Raw genomic sequence first — 13814 nt, 5'->3', positions numbered from 1 at the left:
GGAGTTACAAGTTCACACGTTTACAAGTTTACAAGTTCACCCTTTAACCATCTAACCATATAACCATCTAACAACAAAAAAAACATGAAAGGAATAATATTAGCAGGAGGATCAGGAACGCGATTACATCCTTTAACATTAGCGGTGAGCAAGCAATTGATGCCGGTTTATGATAAACCAATGATATATTATCCATTGTCAACATTGATGTTGGCAGGGATTAATGAAATTTTAATTATTTCTACACCACACGATTTACCTCATTTCGAGAAGTTATTAGGTGACGGTTCTCAAATAGGATGTAAATTTTCGTACAAAGAACAACCAAGTCCTGATGGCTTAGCACAAGCTTTTATTTTAGGAGAAGAGTTTATTGGAGACGATAAAGTAGCTTTAATTTTAGGTGATAATATTTTCTATGCCTCTGGAATGTCTAAGTTATTACAAGATTCTGCTGATCCAGATGGAGGAGTTGTTTTTGCGTATCAAGTAAGTGATCCAGAAAGGTATGGAGTTGTAGAGTTTAATGAAAATAACGAAGTTGTTTCGATTGAAGAAAAACCAAAAGAGCCAAAATCAAATTATGCCGTTCCTGGATTATATTTTTATGATAATGATGTCGTTGAAATTGCTAAAAATATCAAACCATCTCCTCGTGGAGAGTTAGAAATTACCGATATCAATGCTGAATATTTACGTAGAGGTAAATTGAAAGTTGGCGTTTTTAATCGTGGAACAGCATGGCTAGATACAGGAACAATCAATTCATTAATGCAAGCTGGACAATTTGTTCAAGTAATTGAAGAACGCCAAGGGATGAAAATTGGTGCAATTGAAGAAGTTGCTTATCGTATGGGCTACATCAACAAAGAACAGTTAAATAAGATTGCTGAACCATTATGCAAAAGCGGTTATGGGGAATATTTAATGAAGGTTTGTAAATAATGAAAAAAAAGAATTTAATAATATTTGGTACTAGACCAGAGGCTATTAAAATGGCTCCTTTAGTAAAGGAATTTATAAAACACGAAGAATTTGAAACAAAAGTTTGTGTAACAGCTCAACATAGAGAAATGTTAGATCAAGTTTTGGACTTTTTTGAGATAAAACCGGATTTTGATTTGAACTTAATGAAGCCAAATCAAAATTTATATACTCTAACAGCTGATATCATAACAGAATTAAAGTCAGTTTTAGAAGAGTTTAAACCTGATTATGTTTATGTTCATGGAGATACTTCAACATCTTCAATAGCAGCACTTGCAGCATTTTATTCAGGAGCAAAGGTTTGTCATGTCGAAGCCGGTTTAAGAACGCATAACAAATGGTCTCCATTTCCTGAAGAAATGAATAGACAATTAACAGGAAGCTTAGCTGATTATCATTTTGCACCAACTCAACAATCTTTTGATAATTTGATTAAAGAAAATATAAAATCAGATAACATAGTTATTACAGGAAATACAGTGATAGATGCATTATTAGATAGCTCTGCTAAAGTTAAAACTATCAATAATGATGAAATAGAGTATTTAAAAACAATTGTCGATTCTTCAAAGAAACTTATTCTTGTTACTGGACATCGCAGAGAAAATCATGGACAAGGTTTTATTAACATTTGCGAAGCTCTTAAAGAAATAGCATTAACACATTCTGATGTTCAAATAATTTATCCTGTTCATTTAAATCCAAATGTACAAAAACCAGTACATGATATTTTATCAGGAATAGAGAATATCAAATTAATTGAACCTTTAGCTTATCCAGCCTTTGTTTGGTTAATGTCACAATCTTATATGATTATAACGGATTCTGGTGGTGTACAAGAAGAAGCACCAAGTTTAGGTAAACCTGTTTTGGTAATGCGTGATACAACAGAAAGACCAGAAGCTGTAGATGCAGGAACAGTGATTTTGGTAGGAACGAACAAAGCTAAAATAATTTTAGAAGCAAATGATTTATTAAATAATCAAAACCGATACAATTTGATGAGTGAAATACATAATCCTTATGGAGATGGAAAAGCTTGCGAAAGAATAGTAAATTTTATCATTAATGAAGGTTAGAGGTGTTAAATTAAATTATGTTCTTAATATTACAAGAACAGTCCTGTCAACCTTAATTGGTTTATTTACTTTACCATATATCAATAGAGCTTTAGGTGTAGAAGCTCTTGGTAAATTTGAATATGCAAATTCTATTATTTCTTACTTTGTACTCTTTTCTGCTTTGGGAATTCCAATGTATGGTATTAGAGAAATTGCAAGAGTTAGAGATAGTGAATATAATAGGTCTAAAGTAACAGTAGAGCTTTTAGCTATTTTAGGAATTACTACTATTATTTCCTATGCACTTCTTTTTGGTATTTTTATACATTTAGATTTCTTACAAGACTACAAATTTTTGATTTTTGTTTTAGCTCCGACTATTTTTTTATCAAATTTTGGTTTCGAGTGGTTTTTTCAAGGCATTGAGGATCAAATGTACATTACAATAAGATTTATAGTTATTAAGATTATAACACTTATTCTGTTATTTACCCTTGTAAAATCTCCGGAAGATTATGTTGCTTATGCATTAATTATGGTAATTTCAACCGTAGGTGCAAATCTTTTCAATCTCTTTTATATTCGTAAATTTTTAAATTTTAAAATTTTAAAAAGAAAAGATTTTGAAATTAAGAAACATCTAAAAGGGATTATTACTATTTTTCTAGCTACAGTATCTATAAGTATTTATTTGCAATTAGATAACACTCTTTTAGGTGTATATGGAGGAGATAAACATGTTGGAATATATGCAACAGCAAACAAACTAGTAAGATTTGCGATATTGTTCGTAACTACATTAGGTGCAGTTTTGTTACCTAGATTATCTTATTTTTATGAAAATAAGAAATATGATGAGTATAATTTATATCTTAATAAATCTTTGAAATATATCCTATTCTTTTCATTACCAATTTGTGCTTTAATTTTTGGCTTGGCAGATAGAATAATTCTTGTAATGGCAGGAAGCCAATTTGTAGATGCAATAGTACCTATGAAGATTCTTTCATTTTTATTATTAATAATTGGAATTGCTTATTATTTAGCTTTTATGGTAATGTATCCTCAAGGAAAAGAAAGATTATATACAATTCTTGTTTTTATTTCTGCAGTAATAAGTGTTGTTCTTAATATTGTTTTTATCCCTAAATACTTCGAATTAGCTACATCTGTTGTTAGTGTAATGGTAGAGCTAATCGCTATTATTCTTATGATTTTCTTTTTAAGGAAACAGCTTGTTAATTATGGTTTTTTCTCAATAAAGAACCTTAATTACTTTATTGGAGCAATTTTGGTGTATTTAGTAATTAATTTGGTTCAAAACATCAATTTAGGAGATATGTTAACTATTTTAGTTGCTGGTTTATTAGGAACTAGTGTATATTTAGTTTTTTTATTAATTGTAAAAGATTATGTAATTATAGAATCTATTCAAAAATTAAAAATCATATATGAAAAAAAGAAATAAAGTAAGATTGATAGCGTCCTATCTTCCTCAATTTTATCCCACAGAAGAAAACAATCTATGGTGGCATGAAGGTTTTACAGAATGGACAAATGTAGGTAAGGCAGAAAAATTATTTGAAGATCATTATCAACCTAGAGTTCCTAGGGATCTAGGGTACTATGACTTACGTGTTTCAGATATTCGTAAACAGCAAGCTGAGATGGCTGAAAAATATGGTATTGAAGGTTTTTGTTATTGGCATTATTGGTTTGGCAATGGAGATCGTGTATTAACAAGAGTTTTTGATGAAGTAGTTAAGTCTAAAGAACCAGATTTTCCTTTTTGTTTGGCATGGGCAAATGAAACTTGGAGTGGTCGATGGCATGGTGCTGAAAATAGAATTTTGAAGGAGCAAAAATATCCTGGTGTAGAGGATATGATTGAACATTTTAATACAATGTTACCAGCCTTTAAGGATGAAAGATATATTACCATTAATGGTAAACTATTTTTTATGATTTACAAACCAGATCAACTTGTAGATACTGAGTTGTTTATAAAAACATGGAATGACTTAGCAAAAGAAAATGGCTTGAAAGGTTTTTATTTTGTGGCTCAAATAATGGATGAAAATCAAAAAGAAATTTATATATCCAAAGGTTACTCTGCTGTAAATGTTATTACACACTATAATATTCAACGTGTTTTAAAAAATCGTATAACTAGAAATTTAAAGAAACTTGTAAAGAAGGATAATCTTAATGTTTATGATTATAAAGATGCCATGGAATATTTTGTTTGTAGCGATATTAACGAAATAGATAGTATCCCAACAATTTTACCAAATTGGGATCATTCTCCTAGATCAGGTAGTAGAGGATTTATTTTACATGATTCGAAACCAGAATATTTTCAAGAACATGTTCATCAGGTTTTTGAAAATATTAAAAATAAGCCAGAAGAAGAAAGGGTTGCAATCATTAAGTCTTGGAATGAATGGGGAGAAGGAAATTATCTTGAACCAGACTTAAAATTCGGTCATGAATATTTAGAAGTAATTTTAAGGGAGTTGGATAAATTATAAATTATGAAAACTGCTTATTTTTATTTACCAAAAGGAACTTTAAATAATCAAAAGTATTGTATACTATGAAAAAAAATTTAATTATATTCGGAACCCGACCAGAAGCTATAAAAATGGCTCCATTGTTTCAAGAGTTTAAAAAACATAATGATCAATTTGAAACTCGAGTATGTGTTACAGGACAACATAGAGAAATGTTAGACCAAGTATTGGAGTTTTTTGATATTGTTCCTGAATACGATTTAAACTTAATGAAACCCGATCAGAATCTTTATTCGCTGACGGGAGATATAATTTTAGGATTAAAAGAGGTATTAGAAGATTTTCAACCCGAATTTGTATATGTGCACGGAGATACAACTACTACAATGGCTGCTAGTATTGCAAGTTTCTATTCAGGTGCACAAATTTGTCATATAGAAGCTGGTTTGCGTACACATAATAAAAGATCTCCTTTTCCAGAGGAAATTAACCGTCAAATTACTGGTTGTATAGCAGATTACCATTTTGCACCAACTACCGCTTCTGAACAAAATTTGTTGAAAGAAAACATCGATCCTAAATCAATTTTAGTTACAGGGAATACAGTAATTGATGCCTTGATGGATAGTTCAAAACGTGTTGAAAATCTAGACAACGCAGAAATAGATAATTTAAAAACTATAGTTGATCCAATAGCTAAATTAATTTTAGTTACAGGTCATCGTAGAGAAAATCATGGAAATGGTTTTATTCGAATCTGTGAAGCATTAAAGGAAATAGCGTTACAAAATACAGATAGTCAAATAATTTTTCCCGTTCATTTAAATCCGAATGTAAAGAAACCGGTTTATAAGTTGCTCTCAAATATAGATAATGTAAAATTAATAGAACCTTTAGCATATCCTGCTTTTGTGTGGTTAATGAATCAATCCTATTTAATTATTACCGATTCAGGAGGAGTACAAGAAGAAGCACCAAGTTTGGGCAAACCCGTATTAGTAATGAGAGAAACTACAGAACGTCCTGAAGCAATTGAAGCAGGTACAGTTGTTTTAGTAGGAACCAATAAAGAACTAATCATAAGCCAAGTGAATTCTTTACTAACTGATAATCAGCGCTATCAAACCATGACCGCTTTACACAATCCGTATGGCGATGGAAAAGCCTGTGAACGTATTGTACAGTTTATAAATAATTTATAAGATGAAAGATACACATGTGTTAGTTTTTGAACATGATATTTTAAAATATCCACCAATTTTATCGGTTATTTCGTTTTTATTATCACAGAATAAAAAAGTGATTTTAATAGGTTATTGCTCAGATCAGACATTTATTGATGAATTTATTACCAAAGGTGTTGTTTTTCATATTGTTATAAATAATAATATCTCTGATAATGTTGTAAAGAAGTTTTTTAAATATTGCTCTTTTAAGCGAAAAGTATCAAATCTATTAAAAAGTTATGATGCAAATACAGTTAAAGTTTGGTTATTTGGTGAGCAATGTATTTGGTTATTGCATAAATTAGTATATAAGTATGATACAAATGCTTATTTATTTGAAATACCATCTTTTTCAGTTAATTTGAGGTATCGTTTACTATCTTTTTCTTTAAATTATAAGTTAGTACTACAAATTGCATCGAAAGTAGTTTGTTGTGAATATAATCGAGCTCATATTACAAAGTCATTCTTTCAATTGGAAGATTTACCATTAGTTATACCTAATAAGCCTAATTATGATTCAATTTCTATAGACGATAGTATTGCGGATAATTATTTATCAAATTATAAGGATAAAAAAATTATTCTCTATCAAGGTGTTTTTAATTACCCTGAACGTAAGTTAGATGAGTTTTGTGAAACAATTCCCTTTTTACCAGATGAATACATCTTGGTTCTGATGGGCACTGATAATTGGTATAGAAGACAACTAAAGAATAAATATGAATCCGAACGTATTGTCTTTCTTCCTTATATTGTTGCTCCAAATCATCTAAGTATTACAAAACGTGCTCATATTGGAATTTTAATTTATAATGGAGTAGGTGGTCAGATTGAAAATACATTAAACACTTTGTATTGTGCTCCAAATAAAATTCATGAGTATAGTAAATACGGAATTCCAATGATATCTAATGATATACCAGGACTAACTTTAGTGTTTGATAATTATAAAATGGGACATTCAATAAGAGATTTAAATCCTCTTAATATTGCATCAATTATTTCAATTATTGAAAAAGATTATGAAAATTACAGCGATAAAGCCATGGAGTATTACGAAACCACTAATTTAGAAAAAAAATATTCGTATTTAATATAATTTTATTGCCTAATAAATGAGCGATTATATTTTATATCATATTATTGCATTACTTCCAATAATATTATACATTTTTAAAGTTAATGATAAATTAAAAAAAATATTGACAAATATTGTTGTTATTATAATTGGTGTTTTTTTATGTTTTGGCTACATGACTGGATCTGATTGGATGGTTTATGAAGCAGTTTATGAAGATAATTCTTTACACATCTTTTTTGAGCCAGGTTATGTTTTATTGATGAACATAGCTTATTTTTTTAAATTAGATTTTTTTACTTTTTTAATTTTAACAAAATTATTCTGCTATTATGTGATTGTTAAGATTATAAAAAAACATACTGGGGATCAATTTTTAATAGCTTTTAGTTTTTTTATATCCATGTTTGGTTTTTATCTTTTAATAGATAATCCGTTACGTAATTTAATTGCAATTGTTGTCTTTTTATTATCAATAGTTTTCTTTGAAAAAAAGAAATTTTTTTATTTTTTTCTATGTGGAGCTTTAGCTGTTTCTTTTCATAAAAGTGCATTATTAATATTCTTAGTTATGCCTTTACTTAATTTATCGCTTAAAAGATATAGTAGAATTTTATTAATTGTTAGTATTGTTTTGTTAGTACTAGGTGTTTCTGGGTTATTCATTTCAATTTTTACTTTAGTAAGTGAATCGATCCCTTTTTTTAATAAATTCTCGGACTCATACTTAAGCGAAGAAAACGAATATATAATTCGAAGCAGTTTAAACATGAAATCAATTCTTTTTTTACTTTTTTTTACTTTTGTAATTGTTGTTAAAAAAAATAAATTTAAAGAAGATTCGGATTTGTTATATAAATTATTTTTAATGTATGCGGTTTTATTTATTATTACAATTTTTGTTCCTATATTCGAGAGATTTACATTTTATTTCTTTCCTTTTTTTGTTATTATTTTTATAAAGTCTTCGAAACACCTGAAACCTTCAAATGTTTTGAATTTTTTTGCAATTCTTATTTTAACTATAGTTTTTAACACACATACATTGATTATGAATAAAGTAGTATATCTTCCATATTCAAATTATCTTAATTATATTTTTGAAAATAAACCAAGTTATCAATATCGTATTAATTATAATCAAAAAAATAGTCCAGCAAATCAAAAGGATTAATTTATAAATTTGTTGGCATGAGAATTTTACATATAATAGATAGTTTATGTATTGGCGGTGCTGAAAAACTTGTACGTGATTCAGTTCCTTTATTAGTTAAAAAAGGGCATCAAGTAGATGTCGTTTTATTAAATGGTATAAAAACCCATTTATACAAAGAGCTAGAAAGCTTAAATTGTTGCAAGATTTACTCTTTAGGTAATTCCTATTACAATCCTTTATATATTTTTAAAATAATTAAATATTTTAGAGATTACGATATAATTCATGTACATCTTTTCCCTGCTCAATATTATACAGTAATAGCAAAAATATTGTCATTTTCTAAAATAAAATTGATTTTTACAGAACATAATACAGGAAATTCAAGAATGGATAATCCAAGATTTAGATCGTTAGAACGATTTATTTATAAAGGATTTAGTAAAATAGTATGTATTACGCAAGAAGTCAAAAATTCTTTAATAAACAAACTTAAACTTAATAAGGACAAGCTTTTTGTGATTAACAACGGAATTAATATTCAAGAAATTTCAAATGCTATTCCAGAAAATAGAATTAATTTTGGATATAGTGATTGTGAGAAATTACTCATAATGGTCGCAGGATTTAGGGAACAAAAAGATCAAGATACAGTTATAAAATCATTATCTATGTTACCTTCTAATTATAAATTGATATTAGTAGGCGATGGGATCAGAAGAGAAAATCTGCAATCACTTGTTCAAGAATTAAATTTGCAAAATAGAGTGAATTTTCTAGGAATAAGAACAGATGTTTATCGTTTAATAAAAATGTCAGATATTGCTATTTTAAGTTCACATTGGGAAGGGTTTGGTTTAGCTGCAGCAGAGGCAATGGCCTGTGGTAAACCAACAATTGCTTCAAATGTTGGAGGTTTAGCGCAAGTTGTTAATAATGGAGGTTTACTCTTTGAAAAAGGAAATAGTGTAGAATTAAGTGAGAAAATTCAATTATTGGTAAACGATCATGATTTTTATAAAAGAACAGCTATAAATGGTGTTCAAAAAGCTAATTTATATGATATCAATAAAATGGTTGACAAAATAATTGAATTATATAAGTCACTATAATGATAAAAATAATCCGAACTTCAACAATCCCAGAATCCTTAAACATCCTTTTAAAAGGACAGTTAATATACCTGTCTAATTATTTTCAGGTAATTGGTATTTCATCAAATGGCAAAAGTTTAACAGAAGTTAATGAAAGGGAAGGTATAAAAACCATAGGAGTGAATATGGAAAGAGGTATAAGTCCCTTAAAAGACATTATTTCATTAATCAAGCTATATATTCAATTTAAAAAAGAGAAACCAACCATTGTTCATTCGATTACACCAAAGGCAGGTTTGTTGACAATGCTAGCGGGAAAAATGGCTGGAGTTCCGATTCGTATGCATACTTTCACAGGACTAATATTCCCAACACGATCAGGATTTATGCAGAAATTATTAATAAAAATGGATCAATTACTTTGTTGGTCAGCAACCCAAATCTATCCAGAAGGTAATGGTGTTAAACAAGATCTTGTAAAATATAATATTACTAATAAGCCTTTAAAGGTATTGGTAAATGGTAATGTAAATGGAATTGATTTAAATTTTTTCTCAAAAAATAATTTTTCAGAAAATGATTTAAGTAAATTAAAAAATGATTTACAAATTTCAGATAACGATTTTGTTTTTGTATTCGTAGGTCGTTTAGTTGGTGATAAAGGTATCAATGAGTTAGTTGAAGCGTTTCAGAAACTAGAAATTAGTTCCGAACCCCAAATCTCCAGTCTCCAGTCTCCAATCTCTAATTCCCAATCCCGAATCCCTAAACTCTTATTAGTAGGTCCATTAGAAACGGAATTAGATCCTTTAAAGGAGAAAACATTGAAAGAAATTGAGAATAATAAGAATATTATTTCAGTTGGTTTTCAAAAAGATGTTCGTCCATATTTTGCTATTTCAAATGCATTAGTATTTCCAAGTTATCGCGAAGGTTTTCCAAATGTAGTGATGCAAGCAGGAGCAATGGAATTGCCAAGTATTGTAAGTGATATTAATGGTTGCAATGAAATCATTGTAGAAGGAGAAAATGGAACGATTATTCCTGTAAAAAATGCAGAAGCAATTACAGTAGCTATGCAAAAGTTAATGGAAGATAAAGATTGTTATCTAACTTTAAAGGCTAATGCCCGTTCAATGATACAATCACGTTATGAACAATCAGTAGTATGGAATGCATTACTTGAGGAGTATAACTCATTAATTAGCAAATTAGCAAATTAGCAAATTCATTAATTATCATTATGTACAAAAACTTTTTTAAAAGACTTTTCGATTTCATCATCGCTTTTGTTGGATTGCTTATATTATCACCAATTTTTATCGCTGTGATGATAGGCTTATACTTTGCGAACGATGGTAAGCCGTTCTTTTTCCAGGAACGACCAGGATTGAATGAGAAAATCTTTAAGATTATCAAGTTCAAAACGATGAATGATAAAAAAGATTCGAACGGTAACCTTCTTCCTGATGCGGATAGACTTACATCAATTGGTGCATTTGTCCGTAAAACATCATTAGACGAAATTCCACAATTAATTAATGTGTTGAAAGGTGATATGGCAATTATTGGTCCTAGACCTCTGTTACCACAATATTTACCTTTATATGATGAGGTACAAAAGCGCCGTCATGAGGTGCGTCCTGGTATTACAGGATGGGCTCAAGTAAATGGACGAAATGCAATTTCTTGGGCTAAGAAATTTGAATTGGATGTTTGGTATGTGGATAATCTTTCGCTTTCAACAGATATAAAAGTATTCTTAACTACTTTTAAAAAAGTGTTTAAGTCTGAGGGGATTTCTCAAGACGGTCAAGCAACTATGGAAATGTTTAACGGTAATAATTAAATTATGAGAATAGCAATTTTTTCAAGGGTACTCTTTCTAAGCGGAGTTACAACGCATATAATTGATTTAACAAAAGAATTAACAGTAAAAGGTAATAAAGTTTTTATTTTTACTAGTGGGGCAGAAAACATAAAAAGTGAAGCTAATCTTCAATTAATAGATAAGCTTAAATCTGTGGGAGGAATAATTATTAATATACCATTTCCAAAATCGTCAAATAGTAAAATAAAGTACATATTAAAGATGATAAAATCTTTACCTGTAATTAAAAAAGAGTTGGCAAGTAATGCAATTGATGTTATTCATGTTCATACACCAGCTTTATCTTTTATACCTAAGTTATTAAATAGAAAATTTGTAAAAACTATTCATGTCAAAGATTTATCACTTTCTTTTTTAAATATTAAAGCTACACATGAAATAACAATTAGTCGTGAAACATATAATGAATCACAACAAAAATTTAATTATAAAAAAGATGAACTAACTCTCATATTTAATGGTGTTGACATTAGATATTCCTTATTAACCGATGACGAAACAAAAAATGGTATTAAAACAAAATTTAACATATCCAAAAATAAAATAATAATTGGTATTGTTGGAAGTATTCAATACCGTAAAGGACACGATGTATTATTAAAAGCAATCAGTGAACTTCCAATAGATATAAAAAATAAAATAGAGTTAGTTATTTTAGGAGAGGGTAATAAAAAAGAGGAAAAATGGTTATTGAACTTAATAACTGAAAATTTTTTAGAAAACATTGTTATTAAGTTGCCATTTCAAGATCCTAAACCGTTTTATGATATTATAGATATATTTGTTTTACCTTCTAGGTTAGAAGGTTTTCCTTTAGTCGCTATTGAAGCATTTTTATCTGGTTGTTGTGTTGTAAGAAGTAATGTAGAAGGGGCATATGATCAAATTGATGATGGTAAAACTGGTTTTTTATTCCAGAATGAAAATGTAGATGAATTGAAAAATATTTTGGAAAAATTGACAATAGATGATAAATTAAGAATGGAAGTTACTAATAATGGTAGAGAATTTGCACTACAAAATTTCACATCTGACATAATGGCTGAGAAAACTATTGAAGTCTACCAAAAAGTAATTAATTAAAAATGAACAACAATATACTAATAACATCAGCAGGGCAACGGGTTTCTTTAGTGAAAGCCTTTCAAAAAGAAATCAAGAAGCTAAATGAAACCAACAAAGTTTATACAGTAGACTTAAACCCTATATTAGCTCCTGCTTGCCACGTGTCTGATGGGTATAGAATGGTGAAAAGGGTAACAGATCCAAATTATATTTCTGAACTTCTTCAGATTTGTAAAGAGTTAGAAATTAAAATAATCGTTCCTACAATTGATACAGAGTTACTGGTTTTAGCAGAAAATAAAGATTTGTTTTTAAAGGAAGGAATCACACCTGTTGTTTCAGCTTTAGACTTTGTGAAAGCATGTCGTGATAAACGGATTATTAATCAGTTTTTTGTCGAAAATAATATTGATATTCCACAAGATTTAGATAAAAACAACCTTACATTTCCTTTATTTATTAAACCGTATGATGGATCTTTAAGTAAAGATATTTTTTTGATTGAAAATGAGTCTCAATTAACTGATTATCATTTCGAAAATCCAAAATTGATGTTTATGGAATATATTGATCATGCAAAACATGACGAATATACCGTAGATACGTATTATGATAAGGATGGAGATTTAAAGTGTATCGTTCCTCGTAAACGAATTTTTGTTCGCGCGGGTGAAGTCAATAAAGGAGTGACACATAAAAATGAAATTGTTGCTTATGTTAAAGAAAGACTTTCTCATATAGAAGGTGCTGTAGGTTGTTTAACGATGCAGTTTTTCTTTAATCCAGATACAAAACGAATTATAGGAATAGAAATTAATCCACGCTTTGGAGGAGGATATCCCTTGAGTTATTTAGCAGGGGCTAATTATCCTAAATATTTGATTGAGGAATACATTTCAGGAAAAACGATTGATTATACTGAAAATTGGGAAAATAATTTATTGATGCTTCGTTACGATGATGAAGTTTTAGTTCGCAACTATGAAGGCTAAATATATCATTTTTGATCTTGATGATACATTGATGTATGAGATTGATTTTCTAAAATCAGCTTTTAAAGAAATAGCAGATTTTATAGATAAAAAGAATCAAGAAGAATTGTTCAAACTAATGTTGATTAAATATCACGAAGGAGAAAATGTATTTGATTTTTTGATAAATAATTACACTAATTTTTCAAAAGAACAGCTTTTACAAATGTATAGAAACCATTTTCCGAATATTTCTTTAAACGAAGGGACAGATGACCTTTTAAAAAAAATAAAATCCAAAGGATATAAATTAGGTTTGATTACAGATGGTCGTTCTGTAACACAAAGAAATAAATTGAAAGCCTTAAAAATTGAAGATTTATTTGACAAAATAATAGTTTCGGAAGAATTTGGATCAACAAAACCTGATGAACGTAATTTTAAAATATTCCTTGAAAATGATATTGAAGAATATTATTATATAGCAGATAATACTAAAAAAGATTTTGTAACTCCGAATAAATTGGGCTGGACAAGTATTTGTCTTTTAAATCAAGGAAACAATATACATACTCAAAATTTTGATTTGGAACAAAAATTTTTACCAAAAATTATAATAAATAGTTTAAGTGAATTATTAAAATTATAAAATAGATAAGGCTCCATTAGGAGCCTTTTTTATTTTGTATAATTGTGGGTACGTCATATCCTCGTAGACTAAATTAGTAAAAAACTAATATAGCTTTATGATGATTAAAAAGACAAAAGA

General features: G+C 28.7%; 13 protein-coding genes. All 13 read left to right on the top strand.

Features of this window, described 5'->3' with window-relative positions; all coding sequences use genetic code 11:
• Window positions 1-84 precede the first annotated feature (84 nt).
• The 13 genes from rfbA to HXZ69_RS10950 all read left to right on the top strand — a co-directional run bounded on the left by rfbA (window position 85) and on the right by HXZ69_RS10950 (window position 13694).
• The gene (rfbA, locus tag HXZ69_RS11010) at window positions 85-945 is read left to right on the top strand and encodes a glucose-1-phosphate thymidylyltransferase RfbA (RefSeq protein WP_286495975.1); all 861 of its coding nucleotides are present in this window, start codon (window positions 85-87) and stop codon (window positions 943-945) included.
• The gene (gene wecB / locus HXZ69_RS11005) at window positions 945-2066 is read left to right on the top strand and encodes a non-hydrolyzing UDP-N-acetylglucosamine 2-epimerase (protein ID WP_286495973.1); all 1122 of its coding nucleotides are present in this window, start codon (window positions 945-947) and stop codon (window positions 2064-2066) included. The genes rfbA and wecB (HXZ69_RS11005) overlap by 1 nt, the downstream gene beginning before the upstream one ends.
• On the top strand, window positions 2056-3516 hold the full coding sequence (locus HXZ69_RS11000) for a flippase (protein ID WP_286495972.1): 1461 nt from the start codon (window positions 2056-2058) through the stop codon (window positions 3514-3516). The genes wecB (HXZ69_RS11005) and HXZ69_RS11000 overlap by 11 nt, the downstream gene beginning before the upstream one ends.
• Window positions 3500-4579, top strand: coding sequence for a glycosyltransferase WbsX family protein (locus tag HXZ69_RS10995; protein WP_286495971.1), 1080 nt, complete (start codon window positions 3500-3502; stop codon window positions 4577-4579). The genes HXZ69_RS11000 and HXZ69_RS10995 overlap by 17 nt, the downstream gene beginning before the upstream one ends.
• Before the next feature lie 65 nt (window positions 4580-4644).
• Window positions 4645-5763 (top strand): non-hydrolyzing UDP-N-acetylglucosamine 2-epimerase, encoded by a 1119-nt coding sequence (gene wecB, locus HXZ69_RS10990; RefSeq protein WP_286495970.1) that lies wholly within the window; start codon window positions 4645-4647, stop codon window positions 5761-5763.
• 1 nt (window position 5764) lies between these two features.
• The gene (locus tag HXZ69_RS10985; RefSeq protein WP_286495969.1) at window positions 5765-6889 is read left to right on the top strand and encodes a hypothetical protein; all 1125 of its coding nucleotides are present in this window, start codon (window positions 5765-5767) and stop codon (window positions 6887-6889) included.
• 16 nt (window positions 6890-6905) lie between these two features.
• Entirely contained in the window at window positions 6906-8042 is a 1137-nt protein-coding gene (locus HXZ69_RS10980; protein WP_286495968.1) for an EpsG family protein, read from the top strand.
• Window positions 8043-8059: 17 nt separating this feature from the next.
• Complete coding sequence (locus tag HXZ69_RS10975) at window positions 8060-9136, top strand: glycosyltransferase (protein ID WP_286495967.1); 1077 nt, start codon at window positions 8060-8062, stop codon at window positions 9134-9136.
• Window positions 9136-10341, top strand: a complete 1206-nt coding sequence (locus HXZ69_RS10970; protein ID WP_286495966.1) for a glycosyltransferase family 4 protein — start codon at window positions 9136-9138, stop codon at window positions 10339-10341. Before HXZ69_RS10975 ends, HXZ69_RS10970 begins: the two co-directional genes overlap by 1 nt.
• Before the next feature lie 20 nt (window positions 10342-10361).
• Window positions 10362-10967: a sugar transferase gene (locus HXZ69_RS10965; protein WP_286495965.1), complete on the top strand. Its 606-nt coding sequence runs from the start codon at window positions 10362-10364 to the stop codon at window positions 10965-10967.
• 3 nt (window positions 10968-10970) lie between these two features.
• The gene (locus HXZ69_RS10960) at window positions 10971-12092 is read left to right on the top strand and encodes a glycosyltransferase family 4 protein (RefSeq protein ID WP_286495964.1); all 1122 of its coding nucleotides are present in this window, start codon (window positions 10971-10973) and stop codon (window positions 12090-12092) included.
• A gap of 2 nt (window positions 12093-12094) precedes the next feature.
• Entirely contained in the window at window positions 12095-13066 is a 972-nt protein-coding gene (locus tag HXZ69_RS10955; RefSeq protein WP_286495963.1) for an ATP-grasp domain-containing protein, read from the top strand.
• On the top strand, window positions 13056-13694 hold the full coding sequence (locus tag HXZ69_RS10950) for an HAD family hydrolase (protein WP_286495962.1): 639 nt from the start codon (window positions 13056-13058) through the stop codon (window positions 13692-13694). The genes HXZ69_RS10955 and HXZ69_RS10950 overlap by 11 nt, the downstream gene beginning before the upstream one ends.
• Window positions 13695-13814 lie beyond the last annotated feature (120 nt).

The sequence above is a fragment of the Empedobacter sp. R132-2 genome (assembly GCF_030324375.1).
GTDB lineage: Bacteria > Bacteroidota > Bacteroidia > Flavobacteriales > Weeksellaceae > Empedobacter > Empedobacter falsenii_B.
Note: the sequence above shows the minus strand (reverse complement) of the source record. Positions and strands in the feature narration are given on the sequence as shown.